We start from the raw sequence: 22,735 nt of genomic DNA on the forward strand, positions 1-22,735 counted from the left end.
CGGCATACGCTCCGAATATGCGGAATTCCCGTAGGGACGCGTGGGCAGGCATCTCGGCGGTCGCCGCCGGCGCTGGTGTCGGCCACCTCGTGGCCTCGATCATCGCGCCCGATGCCTCCCCGGTCTTGGCGATCGGCTCGGCCCTCATCGACGCCACGCCGACGCCGCTGAAGGAGTTCGCCGTGCGGTGGCTGGGGACTGCCGACAAGCCCGTGCTCGTCGCGGGGGTGGCGCTTGGGGCGTTGGCCTTCGGGGCCGTTGCAGGGGTGTTGCAACGGCGTGGTCTCGGGATCTGGCTGATCCTCGTGCTGGCGGCCACGTGCGCTTGGGCGACGACGACGCGCCCGTCGAGTGGCAGCTATGCGATCGTGCCGAGCCTGCTGGCCGGGCTCATCGGCATGGGCGTACTGACCGGGCTGACCGGCCGCGCCGACGGCCGCGAACCTCCCGCTGCTCCATCGACTGCCGCCGCGGCCCTCGATCGCCGCACAACTATCGGGTCGGCGCTCGCCGTGGCAGGCGGACTGGTCGCCGGTGGCGTGGGTGTGCTTCGCAACGGCAGCGCGCTGCCCGCGGACGTGGTGACGGCCCTCCCCCGTTCGGCCACCCCACTGCCGCCGCTGGCTGTCGGGCTGGAGCAGACCACCCCCGGATTGACGGCTTTTCGGACACCGGTGGCCGATTTCTACCGGATCGACACCGCCTTGGCCATCCCCCGCGTCTCGCTCCCAGACTGGCGGCTGACGATCGACGGCGACGTCGATGCGCCCTATGACTTGACGTATGCCGATCTGCTCGCCTTGCCCATGATGGAGGCGGACATCACGCTCAACTGCGTCAGCAATCCGGTCGGCGGTGACTACATCGGCTCCACCCGATGGCTCGGCGTGCCCGTGCGCGATGTCTTGCGACGGGCCAGAATTCGCGCGTCAGCCGATCAGATCCTGAGCACCTCGGTGGACGGGATGACCATCTCGACGCCGGTCGACGCATTGCTCGACGACCGTGGCGCGCTGCTTGCGGTCGCCATGGACGGACGGCCGCTCACTCCCATGCACGGCTATCCGGTGCGGCTGGTGACGCCCGGCCTATATGGCTATGTCGGTGCCACGAAGTGGCTGACCCGGCTCACCGCGACGACCTACGCCGCCCAGCAGGCCTACTGGACCGAGCGCGGCTGGGCCGAGCGCGCGGAGGTCCAGACGCAGGCGCGAATCGACCTGCCGCGTGACCGTCGAGTTGCGGCCGGCCCGGTCGTGATCGCCGGGGTCGCCTGGTCCCAAGCGCGACAAGGGATTTCGCGCGTCGAGGTGCGCGTCGACGACGGGGACTGGGTCGAAGCCGACCTCGGCCCGGACGCCGGCGGGCACTATTGGCGGCAGTGGCGAACGACATGGAAGGCGACGGCGAGCGGGCGGCATACGGTCACGGTGCGGGCGGTCGACGGCACGGGCGCCGCACAGACCGACCAGGTCGCCGATCCCTTCCCCTCTGGCGCAACCGGGCTGCACACCCTCGACGTCGAGGTGGACTGACCCGCGCCACCAGTGGCGGCCGTGCCAGGCTGGCGCCCATGTCGCGCGCAACCGAGGCCGAGTCGATCGCCGAGTTCTGGCGCTGGTGGACGACAACCGGGGGCGCCACGGTCGCCTCGGCGATCGAAGGCAAGCGTCCCGCTGCCATCGCGGGAGAAGTGTCCGCGCAGGTCCACGCCCTGCACCCGGACCTCGCGTGGGAAACCGCGGCCGGGGATCTCACCAGGCACCTGCTCGTCGTCACTGCCGCGGGTGACGGCGCCGTGCGCGCTCTCGCGCGCCGCTGGCTGCTGGCCGCCCCGGCCAGCGACGACACCTGGTCGTATGCCGATCTGCGGCAGCCGCTGCTCGACCCCGGCACTGGCTCGCTCGTCGTCGCCGGCGAGGCCATCGACTTCGCTCGGACCGTCGTCGGCGCGCGTGCCGTTGGCAACCATCTCGACGTGACCGTTCAGCACCCCGCCTTTGCCGCTCTCGGGGAGGACGATCGGCTCCAGGCGGCCTATCTCGTCCTGGACGCAGTCGCTGGCGAGGAAGCCGTCGAGTGCTGGCTCGGTGAGATCGCCGCCTCGACGATCGCGCCATTGGACGCCTTCCCCGTCCAACACCTGGGCGGCTTTGTGCGCAGCTTCGCCCGCGAGCGGCAAGACGACGAGGGCAATCCGCAGTGGGTGCTGCTCCGTGGCACCGGGCCGGCCGGCCCCGTGATGGCGCTCGCGCTCTCGACCTTGTCGTGCGTCATCGCCCCGCTCTTCGACACGCACGTCGCCATCGACCTGCCGTATGCCGGTCGCACCGCCGAAGAGCTGCCGGATCCCCTTGCGCTGGAGTCACTTCGCACGATTGAGGATCGCTTGGTCGACCGCCTCGGGGCCGCCGGGCTCCTGGTTGCCGCCGAGACGAGCGCCGGCGTGCGTCGCCTGCACTTCTACGTCGAGACCGATGGCGCCGGCGCCGGGCTGCTGGCCGCCCAAGCCGACAGTTGGGGGGACGGCACGGCCGACGTCACCGTCACGGCCGATCCCGGCTGGGGCGAAGTGGCGCACTTGCGCTCCTGACCGGCTCCGAAAGCGCGTGAGCATCGACGCTCGCCGGGTCGCTACGGCCGCGTGAGCGCTGACTGTGTCCCGGTGGGACCACGATGTGCCGTACACTTGTTTCATCGGCCCGACCAGTTCTGCCGCGGGCTGCTTCGTCTTCTCGATTGCCATTGCTGCTGCGGACCACGACGTCCTCGCCGGGCAGAACGACTCGTTCCGAGACTCATTGGAGTACCCCTTCGGTGTCCCCTGACACGACCTTCGGCGCGCTCGGCGTGCCCGCATCCCTGATCGCCGTCCTCGCGGAGCGCGGCATCACCTCCCCGACCCCCATCCAGACCGCGACCCTGCCCGACTCCCTCGCCGGGCGCGACGTCCTTGGCCGCGGCCGCACCGGCTCCGGCAAGACCTACGCCTTCCTGCTGCCGCTCGTCGCCCGCCTGAGCGTCTCCACCTCCCGCCGGATGCCGTCGCGCCCCCGCGCGCTGATCCTCGCCCCGACCCGTGAGCTGGTCGCCCAGATCGAGGAGTCGCTCGCGCCACTGGCCAAGGCAGCCCGGCTCACGTCACGCACCGTTTTCGGCGGCGTCGGCCAGAGCCCGCAGGTCACCGCCCTGCGCGCGGGCGTCGACATCGTCATCGCCTGCCCCGGCCGACTCGAGGACCTCATCGGCCAGGGCCATGTCAGCCTCGATGCCATCGAGATCACCATCCTCGATGAGGCCGACCACATGGCTGACCTCGGCTTCCTCCCCGTCGTGCGCCGTCTGCTCGACCGCACGCCGCGGACCGGTCAGCGCATGCTCTTCTCCGCGACCCTGGACGCCGGCATCGACGTCCTCGCCAAGCGCTATCTGACCAAACCCGTGACGCACCAAGCGGATTCGGCACAGTCCCCCGTCGCCGAGATGGATCACCACGTCCTGCACGTGGCTGCGGACGCGCACTTCCCCGTGCTCAAGGACCTCACCGCTGCGCCCGGGCGCACGATTGTCTTCACCCGGACCAAGCACCGCGCCAAGAAGCTCGCCCGTCAGCTCAATGCCGCCGGGGTGCCGGCCGTCGAGTTGCACGGCAACCTCTCGCAGAACGCCCGGACGCGCACGATGGATGCCTTCCACAGCGGGGCCGCTGAGACGCTTGTGGCCACGGATATCGCCGCCCGCGGCATCCACGTCGACGATGTCGGCCTGGTCATCCACGCCGACCCGCCGGTCGAGCCCAAGGCCTATCTGCACCGCTCCGGCCGCACGGCGCGCGCCGGCAACTCGGGCACGGTCGTGACCATGATGCTCGACGAGCAGCGCGCCGAGGTCCGCGACCTGACCCGCAAGGCCGGCATTCGACCGACCACGACCCGCGTTGACGCGACCCACCCGCTGCTGCAGTCCCTCGCCCCCGGCGACCGCACCCTGCCCGGCCCGTATGTCGCCGACACACCTGCGCCGGCCGCCCGCCCCTCGCGTAGTGGTCAGCCGAGCAAACGCCGCTCCGCCGGGGCCCCCGGCCGACGCGGCGACAACGCTTCCGCAGGCGCGTCCAGCAGGCGGGGTAAGGTCGCCTCCCAGGACCGGCGCACCCAGGGTGCCAGCCCGAGGCGCGGTGACGGGAACGCCCAGAACTGGGCGGGCGATCGGCATACGCCCTCGGGTTCTGCCCCGGGACGCCGCTCGCGACCATCCGCTGGGACGTCAAACGGTCGTCCCGGCGGGGGCGCGGCCGGTTTCTCAGCCGGCACCCGCGTAGGCTCTCGCGGCGGTCGCTGAACGAGGCCGAGCCAGACGGCTGCACGTCCGAGTCGGATCGGATCAGCGGCGCTGCGATCGGTAGTACTCGATCAAGGCGCGGGTGCTCGGGTCCTGAGCAGCCAAGGCCTCGTCGTCCTTGCTGATCGCCGGCGCGATCTGCATCGCCAGCTGCTTGCCGAGTTCGACACCCCATTGGTCGAAGGAGTCGATGCCCCAGGCGATGCCCTGGACAAAGGTGATGTGCTCATAGAGCGCGATCAACTGCCCGACCACCGAGGGCGTCAGAGCCGGGGCCATGATCGAGGTCGTGGGCCGGTTACCCGGGAAGACCCGCGCCGACACGATCGCCTCCGGCGTGCCCTCGGCGCGGACTTCTTCCTCGGTCTTGCCGAAGGCCAGCGCCTTGGTCTGGGCGAAGAAGTTGGCGAGGAACAACTCGTGGACGTCCTGATCGCCGTCCTTGACCGGGTGCGCGGTGTTCGCCAGGGCGATGAAGTCGCAGGGGATCACCTGCGTGCCTTGGTGGATCAACTGGTAGAAGGCGTGCTGACCGTTGGTCCCCGGTTCGCCCCAGAAGACCTCGCCGGTGTCGACGCTGACGGGTGAGCCGTCGGTGCGCACCCGCTTACCGTTCGACTCCATCGTCAGTTGCTGCAGGTAGGCCGCGAACCGGTGGAGATACTGCGCATACGGCAGCACGGCGTGGCTCTTGGCGTGGAAGAAGTCGACATACCAGACGTTGAGCATCCCCATCAGGACCGGGACATTGTCCGCGAAGGGCGTCTCGACGAAGTGCCGGTCGACGGCATGGAAGCCGCTGAGGAAGTCGGCGAAATTCTCCTTGCCGATCGCGACGGCGACGGCGGTTCCGACGGCCGAGTCGACCGAATAGCGGCCGCCGACCCAGTCCCAGAAGCCGAAGGCATTGGCCGGGTCGATACCGAACGCCGCGACCTTGTCCAGGGCCGTCGACACGGCGACGAAGTGCTTGGCCACGGCGCCCGTCCGGGCCTCGTCGGTGTCCTCGATCGCCCCCTGCTCCACGAGAGCGTTCCAGAGCCAGGCCCGCGCCATCCGCGCATTCGTCAACGTCTCCAAGGTGGTGAAGGTCTTGGAGGCCACGATGAAGAGGGTGGTCTCGGGGTCGAGGTCGGCGACCTTCTCGGCGAGATCGGTGGGGTCGATATTGGAGACGAAGCGACACGAAATGCTCTCCAGCACATAGGGCTTGAGGGCTTCGTAGACCATGACCGGCCCGAGGTCGGAGCCACCGATGCCGATATTGACGACCGTCTCGATGGGCCGGCCGGTGACGCCGACCCATTCCCCGTCGCGGACCTTGTCGGCGAAGGCGTAGATCTTCTCCAGGACCGCATGGACCTCGGCAACGACCTCGACGTCATCCACGACGAGTTCGTCGCCAGCCGGGCGCCGCAAGGCCGTATGCAGCACCGACCGGTTCTCGGTGACATTGATCCGATCGCCTCGGAACATCGCCTCCCGCCGCTCGGCCAACCCCATCTGCTCCGCGACCGCGACCAAGGCGTCCTTGATCTGGGCGTCGAGGAGGTTCTTGGACAGGTCGACGTGGAGGTCGGCGCACGCGAATGAGAAAGTACGCGCGCGCTCGGTGTCGTCGTCGAAGGCGGCCCGCAGGTCCGGGTGGTAGCCGGCATATAGCTCGTTCAGCGTTGCCCAGGCAGCAGTGGCAGTGGCGTCGGTGATCGTCATACCGGTAACAGTAGTGAGCAGCGGTGACGCTCGTCAGGTCCCGGTCCGCCGGGCGAGCCTGTGGATAACTCCAGCCCGTTGTCGGCGTCGAGGCCGCGGGCTGCCCATCCTACTGGGTCATCGACCCGGACCAGCCCTCGATCATCGCCTGGGACCTGATTGACGGCACGTATGCCGAGACCGCCCACGCCCACCGTGACGAGATATGCCGGGTGACTGCACCCTTCGCCCTCGAGCTGGTCCCGAACGACCTGGTGGCGAGCCACCGCCCGCCGCTCGGCGCAATGGCCGAGCGCAGCCCGGGTTAGCCTGTTTGCCGTGACCACGCTCGGCCAGGCAGCACCTCCAACCACCCGGACCGATCGGGCGGCGACCCACCCGTGGATGCGTCCGATCCTGCTGGCCAATCTCGTGGTCGAGGTGCTCATCGTCGTCACCGGCGGCTTGGTCCGCCTGACCGGCAGCGGGCTGGGCTGCCCCAGCTGGCCGCAGTGCGTCCCTGGGTCTTATGTGCCGGTCGAGCACCAGGCCCAGGGCTTTCATAAGTACATCGAGTTCGGCAACCGCACATTGACCGGCCTGGTCAGCATCGCCGCGATCGCGGCGCTCGTCGCCGTGTGGCGCTGGTCCGACCGGCGGCGCGCCCTCGTCCTACCCGCCGGCCTGGTTCTCGGTGGCGTCGCTGTCCAAGCCGTTCTCGGCGGGATCACCGTCCGGACCGGCCTGAACCCGGCGACCGTCGCCGCGCATTTCCTTGTCTCGATGACTCTGGTGGCCGCGGCGGCCTCTGCGTATGCCGAGTCCGCGCTCCCCGGCGGCCCGCGCGTGCCGAGCGTGCCGGCGATCGTGCGCACCACGGCATACGCCACCATCGCCGTCGGCGCGGTGGTGCTGGCCTTGGGCACGATCGTCACCGGATCCGGCCCGCACTCCGGCGATGCAGACGAGCCGGCGCGCTTTGGCTTCGACCCGCGCACCATCTCCTGGCTGCACGCCGACGCGGTCATGCTCTTCACCGGCCTCGTCGTCGCCATGGTGCTCGCCACGCATCTGCGCTCCACCTCGTCCAGACCGCGCGACGCGTGGCGGTCAGTGCTGCTGATCACCCTCGCCCAGGGCGTCGTCGGCTATACGCAGTACCTGACGAAGCTGCCCGTAGCGCTGGTACTGATCCACATGCTCCTGGCCACGCTCCTGGTCATCGGGTTGACGTATGGCGCCCACTCCCTCACCGAGCCCGGCAACCAGTCCGACTGACGCAGACAATTCCCGCGATACTGCTGCGGGCATTGATTCGCCGCCCGACTCTCCCGGTCATCTAGTCCTTGACCGGAAGCAGGTATGCGCGATGGCGAAGTCACCCGCACCACCACGCCCGAATGTCCGAACCGCCCTACGCACGCGCGCTCGGACAAGTTGGGCGACGGGGGTCCCTCAGCCGATCGCCAGATAGAGCAGCGGGTCGAGGGCGACGGCGAGGAAGAGCACGGTCACGTAGGTGATCGAGAAGTGGAAGAGCCGCATCGGCTTCATCACGGCCATCGAGGCGCCGGTGCGGGCCGCGCGAAGCAGGCGGTGGGCCTCGGCAAGGAAGAGTCCGCCAACGGCAACTGCGGCGACGGCGTAGAGCCAGCCCATGGGTGCGACCGGGATGAGCGTCAGGGAGACCAGGACCATCACCCACGAGTAGGCGACGATCTGCCTGCCGACGACCACATTGCTCTCGACGACCGGGAGCATCGGCACCCCGGCCGTGGCGTAGTCCTCCTTGAACCGCATCGACAGTGGCCAGTAGTGCGGCGGGGTCCAGAAAAAGATGATCAGAAAAAGTACGACCGCTGGCCAGCCGACCGAACCGGTGACAGCCGACCAACCGATCAGCACCGGCATACAGCCAGCCGCGCCACCCCAAACGATGTTCTGCGCGGTCCGGCGTTTGAGGATCATCGTGTAGCCCACGGCGTAGAGCACGATCGCGCCGAGCGAAAGGGCGGCTGACAGCGGATTGACGAGCAGCGCGAACCAGGCCGTCGACGTCACGGCGAGTGCGGTCGCAAAGACAACGGCCGCTCGCGGGGTCACCGCCCCCGTGACGAGGGGCCGGTTGGATGTGCGGCCCATGTGCGCGTCGATGTCGCGGTCGTAGACCATGTTGTAGGCGTTGGCCGATCCCGCGCTGAGCGTTCCGCCCACCAAGGTGACCAGCACCAGCCACCACGACGGCACCCCCCGCTGCGCAAGAAACATCGTGGGAACCGTTGTGACAAGCAGCAATTCGATGATGCGGGGCTTCGTCAAGGCGACGTATGCCGCGAGCGTGCGTCGCCACGACGGGGCCGGCGCGGCGAACGCGGGCGTCGAGTCGAGCGTGGTCACGGAGAAACCTTCGCAGAGGGAGTGCCGGCTTCCGGCAAGTCCGTGCAGTCTATCCACCGACCATCGGGCGACGTACGTCACACGCACACTAGGCTGCATACGTTCATGCCTGATGGCCTGCCCAAGGAAAGGTTCCCCGTGACCGCAACGTCGACCACCCCGGCTTCCAAGCGCTCCCCCAAGGCGCCGCCCGCTCGCTCCGTCCCGGCGCCGAAGGCGAAGAAGGCCGGGTGGTCCGACGTCGATATCCGCGCCGTCGACACGGCGCGCGTCCTCGCGGCCGACGCCGTCCAGAAGACGGGCAACGGCCACCCGGGCACCGCGATGAGCCTGGCCCCGGCGGCATACTTGCTCTACCACAACGTCATGCGCATCGACCCGGCCGACCCCCATTGGCTCGGGCGCGACCGCTTCGTCCTCTCCTGCGGGCACTCCAGCCTCACGCAGTACATCCAGCTCTACCTTTCGGGCTACGGCCTCGAACTCGACGACATCAAGGCGCTGCGCACCTGGGGGTCGTTGACCCCCGGCCACCCCGAGGTTCGCCACACAACGGGGGTCGAGATCACCACTGGTCCACTCGGCTCCGGCCTCGCGTCGTCCGTCGGCATGGCGATGGCCCAGCGCCGTCAGCGCGGCATGTTCGACCCGAACGCCAAGAAGGGCTCCAGCCCCTTCGACCACCACATCTGGGTGCTCGCCAGCGACGGCGACATCATGGAAGGTGTCACCCACGAGGCCAGCGCCCTCGCCGGTCACCAGGAACTGGGCAATCTGACCGTCATCTACGACCAGAACACCATCTCGATCGAGGACAAGACCGAGATCTCCTTCTCCGAGGACGTGGGCAAGCGCTACGAGGCTTACGGCTGGAATGTCGAGACGATCAACTGGCGCGGCGACGGCAACGGCTCAACCTATGTCGAAGATGTCGACGCGCTGCTCGCCGCGTGCGAGCGCAGCCGGAGCGCGAGCAAGCCGACGCTGATCATCTTGCGCACGATCATCGCCTGGCCCTCGCCGACCAAGCAGGACACCGGCAAGTCCCACGGCTCAGCTCTCGGCGACGCCGAGATCGCCGGCCTGAAGGAGGCGTTGGGCTTCGACCCGAAGAAGACCTTCGAGGTCGGGCGCGACGTGATCACGCATACGCGCCGGTCGCTCAAGGAGCGGGCCAAGGCCGCCAAGAAGGAGTGGGACGTCGACTACAAGGCGTGGCGCAAGGCGAATGCGGACGGCGCAGCCCTCCTCGACCGGCTGGTGGCAAAGGAACTACCGGCCGGCCTGGACAAGGCGGTGCCGAGCTTCCCCGCCGATGCCAAGGGTCTGGCGACGCGCGCCGCGTCCGGCAAGGTCCTGACGGCGCTCGCCGATGTCGTGCCCGAGTTGTGGGGCGGCTCGGCCGACCTCGCCGAGTCCAACAACACCACGATGGACGGCCAGCCGTCCTTCATTCCCACGGGCAAGCAGACGCGGGAGTGGTCGGGCGGTCCGTATGGACGCACGCTCCACTTCGGCATCCGCGAGTTCGGAATGGGCCTGATCCTCAACGGCATCGCCCTGCAAGGATTGACCCGCCCGTATGGTGGCACCTTCCTCGTCTTCTCCGACTACATGCGCGCCGCCGCGCGCCTGGCCGCGATCCAGCAGCTCGGCGTGACCTTCGTCTGGACGCACGATTCGATCGGCCTTGGCGAAGACGGCCCGACGCACCAGCCGATCGAGCACCTCGCGGCGCTGCGGGTGATTCCGGACTTCGATGTCGTCCGGCCGGCCGACGCCAACGAGACCGCTGCCGCCTGGGTGGCCATCCTGCGCAATGACCGCCCGGCCGGCTTGTGCCTGAGCCGGCAGGCTCTGCCGACCCAGGACCCCAAGGTCGCGAAGATCGCCAATGTCGCCAAGGGCGCGTACATCCTGCGCGAAGCCTCCACCGGCACCCCGGACGTGATTCTGATTGCTACCGGCTCCGAGGTCGGGTTGGCCATGAGCGCAGCCGAGGCCCTGGAGAAGGGCAAGATCGCCACGCGGGTGGTGTCGATGCCGTGCCGGGAATGGTTCGAGCGCCAGTCAAAGTCCTACCAGGAGAAGGTCCTTCCCACGGCGGTCAAGGCGCGTGTCAGCGTCGAGGCCGGCGTGCCGATGGGCTGGCGGGACCTGGTCGGCGACGCCGGCGAGATCATCGCGATTGACCACTTCGGAGCGTCAGCAGATGCAGCGACCCTCTTCCGCGAGTTCGGCTTCACCCCCGAGAAGGTGGTTGCGGCCGCCAAGAAGTCCCTCAAGGCGGCGGCCGCCGGTCGCGGCCCACAGGTTCCCCCGCCCAGCGCGGGCATGGTCGACACCCCCGATTCGGCCAACTAGTCCACGACGAGCACAAGGAGCGAAACCATGAGTGACAACGCGAACCTCAAGGCCCTCACCGACGCGGGAGTGTCGGTTTGGCTCGATGACCTCTCTCGCGAGCGGCTGACGTCGGGCAATCTGAAGGACGTCATGGAGCACAGCGGGGTGGTGGGCGTGACCACCAACCCTTCGATCTTCCAGGCGGCGCTCTCCAATGGCGACTCGTATGCCGCCCAGGTCGCGGAACTGGCGCAGGCCGGATCCTCGGTCGACGACGCCGTCTTCGCGATCACCACGACCGATGTTCGCGACGCCTGCGATGTCATGCGGCACATCTATGACGCGACCGGCGGCCAGGACGGCCGGGTCTCGATCGAGGTCGACCCTCGGTTGGCGCACGAGACCCAGGCGACTATCGACCAGGCAATCCAACTCTTCGACGCCGTCGACCGGCCGAATGTGATGATCAAGATCCCGGGCACCGAGGCCGGCCTGCCCGCGATCACCGAGGTCATCAGCCGGGGCGTCAGTGTCAATGTCACCTTGATCTTCAGCCTGGAGCGCTATCGCGAGGTGATGAATGCCTACATCAGTGGGTTGGAGAAGGCCCGTGAGGCCGGGGCCGACCTCTCGACGATCCACTCCGTCGCGAGCTTCTTCGTTTCCCGGGTCGACACCGAGATCGACAAGCGCCTCGATGCCATCGGCACCGCCGAGGCCACGTCGCTCAGGGGCCAGGCGGCCGTCGCCAACGCGCGGCTCGCCTACCAGGCCTACGAGGAGGTCTTCTCGACCGCCCGCTGGGAGAGCCTGGCCGCGGAAGGCGCGCACAAGCAGCGACCGCTTTGGGCCTCGACGGGCGTGAAGAACCCCGACTACTCCGACACCCTCTATGTCACCGACCTGGTCGCGGCGAACACCGTCAACACCATGCCGGAGAAGACGCTGAATGCCGTCATCGACCACGGCAATATCTCCGGCGACCAGGTGACCGGGCATTACGCTGACGCCGCGCAGGTGCTCGACGCCATTGCCGGCCAAGGCATCTCCTATGCCGACGTCACGCAGGTGCTCGAGGACGAAGGCGTCGCCAAGTTCGAGGAGGCCTGGGGGTCGCTGCTCACCGACCTGCAGGCGGCCCTGGACGCGGCCAAGTAGGTTCCACGAGAAAGCCAACCAAGCACCATACGGAAAGGCAGTCGATGGCTCCCGCGCGAGTCGCTCCAGGAATCAACCCCCTCCGAGACCCGCGCGACAAGCGCCTGCCTCGGATCGCCGGGCCCAGCGCTCTGGTGCTCTTCGGAGTCACCGGAGATCTCGCGACCAAAAAGCTGATGCCGGCGATCTACGACCTTGCCAATCGCGGGTTGTTGCCGCCCGGCTTCTCGCTGGTCGGTTTCGCCCGCCGGGACTGGGCCGATCAGGACTTCGGCAAGATCGTCTATGAGGCGATCAAGGCCCGGTCGCGGACGCCTTTCCGTGAGGAGGTGTGGCGCTCGCTAGCCGAAGGCATCCGCTTCGTACCGGGCACCTTCGACGACGACAGCGCCTTCGACTTGTTGGCGGCGACCTTGGCCGAGCTGGACGAGATGCGTGGAACCGGTGGCAACACCGCCTTCTACCTCTCGATCCCGCCGGGCTTCTTCTCGACCGTGTGCCAGCAACTCGAGCGCGCGGGGCTGTCCACCCCGCGCGAGGGGTCGTGGCGCCGGGTGGTCATCGAGAAACCCTTCGGGCACGACCTGACGAGCGCCCGGGAGTTAAACAGGATCGTCGAGAGCGTCTTCCCGCCGGACGCGGTCTTCCGGATCGACCACTATCTCGGCAAGGAGACGGTGCAGAACCTCCTGGCGCTGCGCTTCGCCAACCAGATGTTCGAGCCGGTTTGGAACTCCAACTACGTCGACCACGTGCAGATCACGATGGCCGAGGACATCGGCATCGGCGCGCGGGCCGGCTACTACGACGGCATCGGTGCCGCACGCGATGTCATCCAGAACCACCTCCTCCAGCTGCTCGCCCTGACCGCGATGGAGGAGCCGGTCTCCTTCGACGCCAGTGGCCTGCGTCTGGAGAAGGAGAAGGTGCTCGGCGCGGTCCGCATCCCCAAAGACCTCTCGAGCGGCACCGCGCGCGGGCAGTATGCCGCGGGCTGGCAGGGCGGCGAGCAGGTCGTCGGCTATCTCCAGGAGAAGGGCGTGCCCACCACGTCCACCACCGAGACGTATGCCGCGGTCCGCCTTGACATCGAGACCAGGCGCTGGGCCGGGGTGCCCTTCTATCTGCGCACCGGCAAGCGACTGGGGAAGCGGGTCACCGAAATCGCGGTCGTCTTCAAGAAGGCTCCGCACCTGCCCTTCGACGACACCGCGACCGAGGAGCTGGGTCAGAACGCCGTGGTCATCCGGGTCCAGCCCGATGAGGGTGTGACCCTGCGCTTCGGGGCCAAGGTCCCCGGTGCGCAGATGGAGGTGCGCGATGTGACCATGGATTTCGGCTATGGCCGCGCCTTCACCGAGTCCTCCCCCGAGGCGTATGAGCGCCTCATCCTCGATGTGCTGCTCGGCGAGCCCCCGCTCTTCCCCCGCCACGAGGAGGTGGAGCTGTCCTGGCAGATCCTCGACCCGATCGAAAAGTTCTGGGCGGCCAAGGGCGCCAAACCCGATCAATACCAGCCAGGCGGCTGGGGCCCGAAGTCGGCCGACGAAATGATGCGCAGTGACGGCCGCGAGTGGAGGCTGCCATGACCACCCCAATCAGTTCTCCGCTCCTGCGTCGCTCCGATACTGATAGGGGTCCCCGGTGACCACCCCAATCAGTTCTCCGCTCCTGCGTCGCTCCGATACTGATAGGGGTCCCCGGTGATCGTCGACCTGCCCAGCACCACGACCAGCGCGATCTCCAAGCGACTGGTCACCCTGCGCGATGACGTGGGTGCGATGGCCTTGTCCCGGGTGTTGACCCTGGTGGTCATCACCGACGAGGCCGACGCGGACCAGGCCATCGAGACGGCCAACCGCGCCAGCCGCCTGCACCCGTGCCGCATCATCGTGGTGGTCTCGGCCAACAAGCGCGGCTCCGCCCGCCTCGACGCTCAGATCCGTCTCGGCGGCGACGCGGGCGCCAGCGAGGTCGTCGTCCTGCGGCTCTACGGCCCGCTGACCGATCAAGGCCGTTCGGTCGTCATCCCGCTCCTGTTAGCCGACTCGCCCATCGTCGCCTGGTGGCCGGGCACCCAGCCCAAGGACGCCGGCACCGACCCGATCGGGGCGATGGCGCAGCGCCGGATCACCGATGCCTCGCGGGCGGGCGTCAAGCCGAAGACGGTCCTCGCCCGGCTCGCCGACACCTACACCTCTGGCGACACCGACCTGGCGTGGTCGCGGATCACTCTGTGGCGCGGCTTGCTCGCGGCGGCTCTGGACCAAGCACCATACGAGCAAGTCACCGAGGCGCTCGTCGTCGCGTCCCCGGAATCCCCATCGGGTGACCTGCTGGCCGGCTGGCTCGCCCAGAGCCTCAAGTGCCCCGTGTCACTGGCCCGGGCCTCGACCGGGCGCGGCATCATCTCGGTTCGGCTGACCCGCAAGGCCGGGACCATCGACCTGGTGCGGCCGCAAGACGGCAATGTCGCCACGTTGATGCAGACCGATCAACCCGAGCGGACCATTGCCCTGCCGCACCGCAAGGACGCCGAGTGCCTGGCGGATGAGTTGCGGCGGCTCGATGAGGACGAGGTCTACGAGGACGCCCTGCGCCTGGGGTGGCCCAAGGTCGGGTCCAAGACCGTCACCCAGAGCACTGCCGTTCGTGCGGGGCTGGTGACCTCGGAGGCCGAGGCCGCGAAGATCGCTGCGCGGGTCCGGCGCCGCTCCCGGCTCGGGAAGGCCGCCTCCATGGTCACGACGATGCCGCCCGAAGTCGACGACCCCAAGGCGGTTCAGGTCGCCACTGCCGAGAAGCTTGCGGCCTCGCCCAAGACCGAGCACGACGCCCCAGTCGCGCCCAAGTCCCGCGCGGTCAAAAAGGCCATCGGAGACGCGAAGTGAGCGCGCCCGCGCGGGTAGTTGTCCATCCCGGCAAGCAGGCCCTGGCCGACGGCGCGGCCGCCCGCCTCGTCCTCGCCCTCCAGGATGCGCAAACGGCCCGAGAAACGGTTCACATCTCGGCGACCGGCGGCTCGATGGGATCGGCGCTCTGGGCCGCGGTGGCCGTGTCCCCGCTGCGTGATCTGGTCGATTGGTCGCACGTGCACGTGTGGTGGGGCGACGAGCGCTATCTGCCGGTCGGCGACCCCGACCGCAATGACACCCAGAACGACGCGGCGGGTCTCGCCGCCCTGGGGCTCCCGCCGCAGAATGTGCACCGGGTGGCGGGGCCGGACACCAGCGCGTCCCCCGAGACGAGCGCGCTGGCCTACGGCGAGGAGTTGCGGGCGGCGGGCTCGGGCGCCTGGGATGTGATGATCCTCGGCGTCGGTCCGGACGGGCACGTCGCCTCGCTCTTCCCCGGTCACCCGGCGCAGCTGAGCGCGGAGGCGATCGCGGTGGCGGTGCACGACTCCCCCAAGCCGCCGCCCACCCGCGTGTCGTTGACCCTCGAGTGCCTCGCCCGATCGCAACGGGTGTGGTTCATCGTGGCCGGCGCGGATAAGGCCGAGGCGGTGCGCAACGGGCTAGCCGGTGCCGCCCCCGAGATCTCAACAGCGGCCCAGGTGCACGGCGAGGCCGAGACCTTGTGGCTGCTCGACGCCGACGCCGCGGGGTGAGCCTGCCTCCCGAGCTTGAGCTTGCGGCCATTGACGGACTTCAGCGAACGACGGGAAGATGCATGGATGCGCCCACGTCCTTGACGAAGTCGCTCACCGCATAGCTATCGGCGGACAGCTTTGGCGGGTCGAGGATGAACTCGGACGGATAGCGATATTGGTGGACGAGGGTGCCGTCCGCCGATGTGAGGCTTCAGCGGATCAGGCCGCGTCCGCGCAGGGATTCGAGCGCCTCGTCGAGTATCTGGGCGCCGTCGGTGTCGGAGCGGCGCTCCTTCACATAGGCCAGGTGGGTCTTGTAGGGCTCGACCTTGGGCGCGGTCGGCGGGTTCTCGTGGTCCTGACCCGCGGGGAGACCGCATCGGGGGCAGTCCCACAACTCGGGAATCAGCAGCCCGGCTTCCTGCGCGAAACTCGGCCGGGTTTCATGCCCATTGGCGCAGTAATAGGAGACGAACACCCGGGCGGCAACCTCACCGCGCTCGGCCTCGCCCATCGGTCCGGCGCCGACCCGGCTCCCACGAATTGCGTTACCACCAGCCATATGTCCCTGGCATCCTCTCTGAGCCGAGCGATCACATTGTGCGAAACGTCCGGGTCCGCGACCCGGGGGGTGGTGCAGATCGGGGCCGCCGCCCCGCCGATCACGTGTTGAAGCGGTCGATCAGCCCGATGCCGACGATCGCCGTCGTCCAGATCAAGGCGATGACGATGGTGATCCGGGTGAGGTTCTTCTCGGCCACCGATGAGGAGCTCATCGAGGTCGACAGTCCGCCGCCGAACATGTCCGAGACGCCGCCGCCCTTGCCCTTGTGCAACAAGATGAGCAGAGTCAGGAAGCCACCGGAAATCACCAGCAACACCTGCAAACCGATTCGGACCGCGTCCACGCCATCAGCCTTTCACGTCTTCTCGAACTCCACGAGCAGCCGAAACCGGCCTCGGGCAGGATACCCCGCAGCACCCACCTCAACCCAACGACGGCGCGGGAACGCCTGGTTCCCGCGCCGTCGTCGATGGGACCGGGACGGTCAGCTCGCCGTTAGGTGCGACTGGTAGCGGCAGATCGCCGCAAACTCCGGCGCGTCCAGCGATGCTCCACCCACGAGCGCGCCGTCGACGTCGGGGCCGGCCATGATCGCGGCGATATTGCCGGACTTGACCGAGCCGCCATACAGGATGCGAATGCCGTCCGCGGTGTCGCCGGAGTAGAGCTCGGCGAGTTCGCCCCGGATCGCCCCGCACACCTCCTGCGCGTCCTCCGGCGTGGCGACCTCGCCGGTGCCGATCGCCCAGATGGGCTCGTAGGCGATGACGACGGATCGCACCTGCTCCGGGGTCAGCTGGGACAGGCCGGCGCGGACCTGGTCGAGCACGTGCGCGACCTGGTTGCCGGCCTTGCGCACCTCCAGGCCCTCGCCACAGCAGAAGATCGGCGTCAACCCATAGCGGTATGCCGCGACCAACTTGTCCGCGACGACAGCGTCGCTCTCGTCGTGGTATTCGCGTCGTTCGCTGTGCCCGACAATCACATAGGTGCACCCGAGCTTGGCCAGGAAGGCGCCGCTGATCTCACCGGTGTAGGCGCCGCTGTCATGGACGGAGAGGTCCTGCGCGCCGTACTTGATGGACATCTTGTCGCCGTCGACCAGGCTCTGGACGGTGCGGATGTCGGTGAAGGGCGGACAGACCGCGACCTCGACGGAGCCGTAGTCGTGCTTGGCGTCCTGAAGGCTCCAGTCCAACTTCTGCACGAGATGAGTCGCCTCGATGTGATCGAGGTTCATCTTCCAGTTCCCCGCCATCAGGGGAGTACGGGACATTATTTGCCTTCCAGAATGGCGATGCCGGGGAGCGTCTTGCCCTCGAGGTATTCGAGGGATGCCCCGCCACCGGTGGAGATGTGCCCGAAGTCGGAGTCGGCATACCCGAGCTGCCGCACGGCGGCCGCCGAGTCGCCGCCACCGACGACGGTGAGCGCGCCGGCCGAGGTCGCGTCGACGAGCGCCTGGGCGACGGCCTTGGTACCGGCAGCGAAGGGGGCCATCTCGAAGGCACCCATCGGGCCGTTCCAGAAGACCGTCTTGGCGTCGGCGAGCTTGCTCGCGTAGACCGCGGCCGACTTCGGGCCGATGTCGAGACCCATCATGTCGGCGGGGATCGCGTCAGCGGCGACGACGGCGGCCTCGGTGTCGGCGCTGAAGTCCGTGCCGCACACGATGTCGACGGGCAGGACCAGCTCGACGCCCTCGGCCGCGGCGCGCTCAAGATAGCCCTTGCACGCGTCGACGCTCGCCTCGTCGAAGAGGCTCTTGCCGATCTCGTGGCCCTGGGCGGCGAGAAAGGTGAAGAGCATCCCGCCACCGATCAGGAGGCGGTCGGCCTTGCCGAGCAGGTTGTCGATGACGGCGAGCTTGTCGGCCACCTTGGCTCCGCCGAGCACCACGACATACGGGCGCTGCGGGTCCTCGGTCAGCCGCTTGAGCACGTCCACCTCGGCGGCCACGAGCCCACCCATCGCGGACGGCAGGAGCGTCGCGACGTCGTACACGCTCGCTTGCTTGCGGTGCACGACACCGAAGCCGTCGGAGACATAGGCATCCGCTAGGCCGGCGAGGGCGCCCGCGAACTCCGCGCGTTCCTCGTCGGTTTTGGCCGTCTCCCCCGCGTTGAAGCGGAGGTTCTCCAAGAGCACGACGCCACCGTCGGCCAGGCCGTCGACCGCAGCTTGCGCGGAGGGGCCGACGGTGTCGTCGGCGAACGTGACCGGCGCGCCGAGCAGCTCGGAAAGCCGCGCGGCCACCGGGGCCAGCGAGTACTTGGCCTCGGGAGCGCCCTTGGGACGGCCAAGGTGCGCGCACACGATCACGCGCGCGCCCGCCTCGGTCAGAGCCTTGATAGTCGGCAACGAGGCCCGGATGCGCCCGTCGTCGGTGATCGTGGTCCCGTCAAGGGGGACATTGAGGTCGGACCGGACGAGGACGCGCTTGCCGCGTAGGTCGCCCAGCGAAGCCAGGTCACCCATGGTGGATCAGAGGCTCTTGCCCACGAGGTTGACCAGGTCAACGAGCCGGTTGGAGTAGCCCCACTCGTTGTCGTACCAGCCGACGACCTTGACCTGGTTGCCGATGACCTTGGTCAGCGGCGCGTCGAAGATGCAGGATGCCGGGTCGGTGACGATGTCCATCGACACGATGGGGTCCTCGGAGTACTTGAGGTAGCCCTTGAGCTGTCCGGACTCCGCGGCCTTCTTGACGATCGCGTTGACCTCGTCGACCGTGGTCTCGCGGCTGGCCTCGAAGGTCAGGTCGGTGGCGGATCCGGTCGGGGTGGGCACGCGCAGGGCGTAGCCGTCGAGCTTGCCCTTGAGCTCGGGCAGTACCAAGGCCACGGCCTTCGCCGCACCGGTCGTCGTGGGGACGATGTTGAGGGCGGCGGCGCGGGCGCGACGCAGGTCCTTGTGCGGGCCGTCCAGGAGGTTCTGGTCGCCGGTGTAGGCGTGGATGGTCGTCATCAGGCCGCGGACGATACCGAGCTCGTCGTTGAGGGCCTTGGCCATCGGGGCGAGGCAGTTGGTCGTGCACGAGGCGTTGGAGATGATGTTGTGCTTCTCCGGGTCGTAGTCGCCGTCGTTGACGCCCATGACGAAGGTGGCGTCCTCGTTCTTGGCCGGCGCGGAGATGATGACCTTCTTGGCGCCACCGTCGATGTGGGCCTTGGCCTTGGTCGCGTCAGTGAAGAAGCCGGTGGACTCGATGACGATGTCGGCGCCGACCGACTTCCAGTCCAGGTTGGCCGGGTCACGGTCGGCGAAGACCTTGAAGGACTTGCCGTCCACGGTGATCGACTCGTCGTCATAGGTGACGTCACCGTCGAGGCGGCCCAGCACGGAGTCGTACTTGAGCAGGGTGGCGAGCGTCTTGTTGTCGGTCAGGTCGTTGACCGCGACGATCTCGACGTCTGCACCTGAGTCCAGCACGGCCCGGAAAAAGTTGCGGCCGATGCGGCCGAAGCCGTTGATGCCAACGCGAACAGTCATGCGAAAGCCTTGCCTTCCGATAGGGGTGTTGGTGACGCGGCAGTGCGTTCACCCGATCCACTCCCCAGCTTATTGCGACGGTGTGACAGGCCGGACGTCGCCCACGGATCGGACACAACGACGCCGTTCGTCTCGCCTGTCGACCGGCCGTCGGAAGCGGTCAGGAATCGAGCATGTCGAGGGTCAGCGAGGCCTCGGTGTCCGGTATGCCGAGCTCCGCGGCTCGCTTGTCGGCCATCGCCAGCAGGCGGCGGATTCGCCCAGCGACAGCGTCCTTGGTCATCGGCGGATCGGCCAGGCCGCCCAACTCCTCCAGCGAGGCCTGCTTGTTGGCGACGCGCAGGTCGCCAGCCACACGAAGGTGATCCGGCACATCGTCGCCGAGGATCTCCAGCGCTCGCTGAACGCGGGCGCCCGCCGCCACCGCGGCGCGTGCCGAGCGACGCAGGTTGGCATCGTCGAAGTTCGCGAGACGGTTGGCCGTGGCGCGTACTTCGCGGCGCATCCGCCGCTCCTCCCACACAAGCACGGCCTCGTGTGCTCCCATCCGCGTCAACATCGCGCCGATCGCGTCGCCGTCCCGTATGACGACCCGGTCGATGCCGCGCACATCGCGCGCCTTCGCGGGGATCTCGAGCCGCCGCGCGGCCCCGACGAGCGCGAGTGCCGCCTCGGCCCCCGGGCAGGTGATCTCCAGTGCCGAACTGCGACCGGGCTCGGTCAGCGAGCCGTGCGCGAGGAAGGCACCACGCCACGCGGCGACCGAGTCGCATACGGAGCCGCCGACGACCTTGGGTGGCAGCCCGCGCACCGGCCGCCCGCGCGGATCGATCAGGCCCGTCTGGCGGGCCAGGGCCTCACCGCCTTCGATGACGCGGACGACATACCGGCTGCCGCGGCGCAGGCCGCCCGCGGCGAGCACAAGCACCTCGCTGCGATGCCCGTAGAGCTCGTGGATCTCGCGGCGCAACCGCCGCGCGACATTGGGGGTGTCGAGCTCGGCTTCGACAACGATCCGGCCGCCGATGATGTGCAGACCCCCGGCAAAACGCAACATCGCGGCCACCTCTGCCTTGCGGCAGCAGGACTTCGTCACCTCGAGACGACTCAGTTCGTCTTTCACGGATGCGGTCATGGCCATCGGGCCATCCTGCCATCCCCGGCGAGGGTCGGCGTCCCCGGCAAGTCAGACCTCGTGACCGCCGAAGATGTCGCGATAGGCGGCCGCGAGCCGCAGCGGATCGTGCGCACCCGGAGTGCGCGGCGAGGAGACCGGCGTGACCAGGAGCGCGGCACCGAGGCTAGCGACAGCGGCTCGCAACTCGTCCTCGTCCTCGACGATCGATGGATCGGCGAGGACGACGTCGAAGCGCAGCCCGGGCGCATGCATACGAAGCGAATCGATGTGGCGCACAGCGGAATAGCCGAGAGTCTCCTTGGTCTGCATCTCCAGGTTCAAGGTCAGCATCTTGCGCGCCGGGCTGTCCTGCAGGGCCTGTTTGAGCGCCGGAACGAGAAGGTGCGGCAGGACCGAGGTGAACCAACTCCCAGGTCCGAGAACGATCCAGTCGGCTTCCATCAAGGCGGCGAGCGTGCCGGCATGTGCCGGTGGATCGCTGGGGTGCAGGGCGACCGACTGCACCTGCCCCGCCGTTCGCGCAACCTGCTGCTGGCCCACGACCGCGACCAGGTTCCCGGGTCGCTCGGGATCCATGGCCACCTGAGCGGTGATCTCCAGGGGGACCGCGGCCATGGGCAGCACCCGGCCGTGCGCATTGAGCAGCCGTCCGACCAGGTCGAGCCCGTGGACCGGCTCGGGGTCGAGATCCCACAGCGCGACGATCAACAGATTGCCGAGAGCATGTCCCCCGAGCGGCCCGTCCCCGGAAAATCGGTGCTGCAGGACATCGCGCCACTGGTGGCCCCATTGCGTGTCATCACACAGGGCCGCCAGAGCCATCCGCAGGTCGCCGGGCGGGAGCACGCCGAACTCTTCGCGCAGCCGCCCACTCGACCCGCCGTTGTCGGCGACCGTGACGACGGCCGTGATTCGATCGCACACCAGCCGCAGCGCGGTCAGCGAGGCGGCCAGGCCGTGCCCGCCGCCGAGGGCGACGACAACCGGGGCGTTCACTCGCGCCCCAGATCGCGGTGCACGACGAAGGTCGAGAGCCGGGGGCCGGTCAGTTCGGCAGCGAGACGCTCCGCAACGGCGACCGAGCGGTGTTTGCCACCGGTACAGCCGACGGCGACGGTGGCATACCGGCGCCCCTCGCGGGCATACCCCTCGGTGACGGTTTCCATGAGCGAGACCACCTTCTCGACGAATTCGGCGGCGCCGTCCTGCGCGAAGACGAACTCCGACACCGGCGCCTCGATGCCGGTGTGATGGCGCAATTGTGGAACCCAGAACGGATTGGGCAGGAAGCGCATGTCGAAGACGAAGTCGGCGTCCAAGGGCACGCCGTACTTGAACCCGAACGAGAGCACCGCCACCCGCGTCCGCTCCTCGGAGATGGCAAAGAGCGGTGTCACCTTCCGCGTGAGCTGATGAACGTTCAGGCCGCTGGTGTCGAGGACGACGCTGGCCATCGCGCGCAGATCGTGGAGGAGTTCTCTCTCCTCGTGGATGCCGTCCAGAAGTCGGCCCTCCCCCTGGAGCGGGTGCGGCCGTCGGACACTCTCAAAGCGGCGCACCAGGGCCTCATCGGTGGCGTCGAGGAAGATGACATTCGGGGTCCAACCGCGCCGTTCGAGGTCGCCGATCGCCTCGCTCAAGGTGACATTGAACTCGCGCGCTCGCACATCCACCACGGCAGCGACCCGGGTGCGAGCGGCATCGCTGCCGCGTTCCCTCTGCAGACGCGACGCGAGTTGGACGAGGTCGAGGATCAGCGCGCCCGGGAGGTTGTCGACGACATACCAACCGAGATCTTCCATCACCCGGGCCACGGTGGACCGGCCGGCTCCGCTCATCCCGGTGACGATGATGAAGTCGATCTCCATGCCCCTCACTGCCGGCCTCCTCGACACGGTCGGTGCTCGTCGTCACCCTATCCGGGCCACCCGGGCGACACCCGAGCACTTACGGTTGGTGACCACGTGCCCGAGCGACGACCCGCGACGTATGCCGCGCCGGAGCGCCCTCGCCG

20 protein-coding genes are annotated in these 22,735 nt (G+C 68.4%); 10 read left to right on the forward strand and 10 right to left on the reverse strand.

Going from position 1 to position 22,735, the window contains the following annotated elements; genetic code table 11:
• Window positions 1–17 precede the first annotated feature (17 nt).
• The 4 genes from PKH97_RS00800 (at window position 18) to PKH97_RS00815 (ending at window position 4,341) form a co-directional block, all read left to right on the forward strand.
• On the forward strand, window positions 18–1,535 hold the full coding sequence (locus PKH97_RS00800; RefSeq protein ID WP_324385491.1) for a molybdopterin-dependent oxidoreductase: 1,518 nt from the start codon (window positions 18–20) through the stop codon (window positions 1,533–1,535).
• 38 nt (window positions 1,536–1,573) lie between these two features.
• Window positions 1,574–2,593, forward strand: a complete 1,020-nt coding sequence (locus PKH97_RS00805) for a DUF695 domain-containing protein (protein WP_324385492.1) — start codon at window positions 1,574–1,576, stop codon at window positions 2,591–2,593.
• A gap of 85 nt (window positions 2,594–2,678) precedes the next feature.
• Window positions 2,679–2,828 carry a hypothetical protein gene (locus tag PKH97_RS00810; RefSeq protein ID WP_324385493.1) on the forward strand — a complete coding sequence of 50 codons (150 nt, stop codon included), beginning with the start codon at window positions 2,679–2,681 and terminating at the stop codon, window positions 2,826–2,828.
• Entirely contained in the window at window positions 2,818–4,341 is a 1,524-nt protein-coding gene (locus PKH97_RS00815; protein ID WP_324385494.1) for a DEAD/DEAH box helicase, read from the forward strand. The genes PKH97_RS00810 and PKH97_RS00815 overlap by 11 nt, the downstream gene beginning before the upstream one ends.
• A 42-nt stretch (window positions 4,342–4,383) precedes the next feature.
• Here PKH97_RS00815 and pgi read toward each other — a convergent pair whose 3' ends face one another.
• The gene (pgi, locus tag PKH97_RS00820; protein WP_324385495.1) at window positions 4,384–6,054 is read right to left on the reverse strand and encodes a glucose-6-phosphate isomerase; all 1,671 of its coding nucleotides are present in this window, start codon (window positions 6,052–6,054) and stop codon (window positions 4,384–4,386) included.
• Window positions 6,055–6,372: 318 nt separating this feature from the next.
• Between pgi and PKH97_RS00825 the strand changes: the two genes are divergently transcribed.
• A complete protein-coding gene (locus tag PKH97_RS00825) occupies window positions 6,373–7,311 on the forward strand; it encodes a COX15/CtaA family protein (protein WP_324385496.1) in 939 nt (312 codons plus the stop codon).
• Window positions 7,312–7,488: 177 nt separating this feature from the next.
• Here PKH97_RS00825 and PKH97_RS00830 read toward each other — a convergent pair whose 3' ends face one another.
• Entirely contained in the window at window positions 7,489–8,430 is a 942-nt protein-coding gene (locus PKH97_RS00830; RefSeq protein ID WP_324385497.1) for a heme o synthase, read from the reverse strand.
• Window positions 8,431–8,568: 138 nt separating this feature from the next.
• Between PKH97_RS00830 and tkt the strand changes: the two genes are divergently transcribed.
• From tkt to pgl, 5 genes are all read left to right on the forward strand, one after another.
• A complete protein-coding gene (gene tkt, locus PKH97_RS00835; protein ID WP_324385498.1) occupies window positions 8,569–10,794 on the forward strand; it encodes a transketolase in 2,226 nt (741 codons plus the stop codon).
• 27 nt (window positions 10,795–10,821) lie between these two features.
• Entirely contained in the window at window positions 10,822–11,934 is a 1,113-nt protein-coding gene (gene tal, locus PKH97_RS00840; RefSeq protein WP_324385499.1) for a transaldolase, read from the forward strand.
• Between the two features lie 44 nt (window positions 11,935–11,978).
• Complete coding sequence (zwf, locus tag PKH97_RS00845) at window positions 11,979–13,523, forward strand: glucose-6-phosphate dehydrogenase (RefSeq protein ID WP_324385500.1); 1,545 nt, start codon at window positions 11,979–11,981, stop codon at window positions 13,521–13,523.
• Window positions 13,524–13,637: 114 nt separating this feature from the next.
• Entirely contained in the window at window positions 13,638–14,825 is a 1,188-nt protein-coding gene (locus PKH97_RS00850; RefSeq protein WP_324385501.1) for a glucose-6-phosphate dehydrogenase assembly protein OpcA, read from the forward strand.
• Complete coding sequence (pgl, locus tag PKH97_RS00855) at window positions 14,822–15,544, forward strand: 6-phosphogluconolactonase (RefSeq protein WP_324385502.1); 723 nt, start codon at window positions 14,822–14,824, stop codon at window positions 15,542–15,544. The genes PKH97_RS00850 and pgl overlap by 4 nt, the downstream gene beginning before the upstream one ends.
• Window positions 15,545–15,737: 193 nt before the next feature.
• Here pgl and PKH97_RS00860 read toward each other — a convergent pair whose 3' ends face one another.
• The 8 genes from PKH97_RS00860 to rapZ all read right to left on the reverse strand — a co-directional run bounded on the left by PKH97_RS00860 (window position 15,738) and on the right by rapZ (window position 22,589).
• Window positions 15,738–16,088, reverse strand: coding sequence for an RNA polymerase-binding protein RbpA (locus PKH97_RS00860; RefSeq protein ID WP_324385503.1), 351 nt, complete (start codon window positions 16,086–16,088; stop codon window positions 15,738–15,740).
• A 100-nt stretch (window positions 16,089–16,188) separates the two neighbouring features.
• Window positions 16,189–16,434 carry a preprotein translocase subunit SecG gene (secG, locus tag PKH97_RS00865; RefSeq protein WP_324385504.1) on the reverse strand — a complete coding sequence of 82 codons (246 nt, stop codon included), beginning with the start codon at window positions 16,432–16,434 and terminating at the stop codon, window positions 16,189–16,191.
• A gap of 141 nt (window positions 16,435–16,575) precedes the next feature.
• Window positions 16,576–17,370 (reverse strand): triose-phosphate isomerase, encoded by a 795-nt coding sequence (tpiA, locus tag PKH97_RS00870; protein ID WP_324385509.1) that lies wholly within the window; start codon window positions 17,368–17,370, stop codon window positions 16,576–16,578.
• Entirely contained in the window at window positions 17,367–18,569 is a 1,203-nt protein-coding gene (locus PKH97_RS00875) for a phosphoglycerate kinase (RefSeq protein ID WP_324385505.1), read from the reverse strand. Before PKH97_RS00875 ends, tpiA begins: the two co-directional genes overlap by 4 nt.
• Window positions 18,570–18,575: 6 nt before the next feature.
• The gene (gap, locus tag PKH97_RS00880; RefSeq protein ID WP_324385506.1) at window positions 18,576–19,583 is read right to left on the reverse strand and encodes a type I glyceraldehyde-3-phosphate dehydrogenase; all 1,008 of its coding nucleotides are present in this window, start codon (window positions 19,581–19,583) and stop codon (window positions 18,576–18,578) included.
• Between the two features lie 160 nt (window positions 19,584–19,743).
• Window positions 19,744–20,724, reverse strand: coding sequence for a DNA-binding protein WhiA (gene whiA, locus PKH97_RS00885; RefSeq protein WP_324385507.1), 981 nt, complete (start codon window positions 20,722–20,724; stop codon window positions 19,744–19,746).
• Between the two features lie 45 nt (window positions 20,725–20,769).
• Window positions 20,770–21,717 (reverse strand): uridine diphosphate-N-acetylglucosamine-binding protein YvcK, encoded by a 948-nt coding sequence (gene yvcK, locus PKH97_RS00890; protein ID WP_324385508.1) that lies wholly within the window; start codon window positions 21,715–21,717, stop codon window positions 20,770–20,772.
• Entirely contained in the window at window positions 21,714–22,589 is an 876-nt protein-coding gene (rapZ, locus tag PKH97_RS00895; protein WP_324385510.1) for an RNase adapter RapZ, read from the reverse strand. The genes yvcK and rapZ overlap by 4 nt, the downstream gene beginning before the upstream one ends.
• Window positions 22,590–22,735: the final 146 nt, after the last annotated feature.

This window comes from Nostocoides sp. (assembly GCF_035343835.1).
Classification (GTDB): domain Bacteria; phylum Actinomycetota; class Actinomycetes; order Actinomycetales; family Dermatophilaceae; genus Nostocoides_A; species Nostocoides_A vanveenii.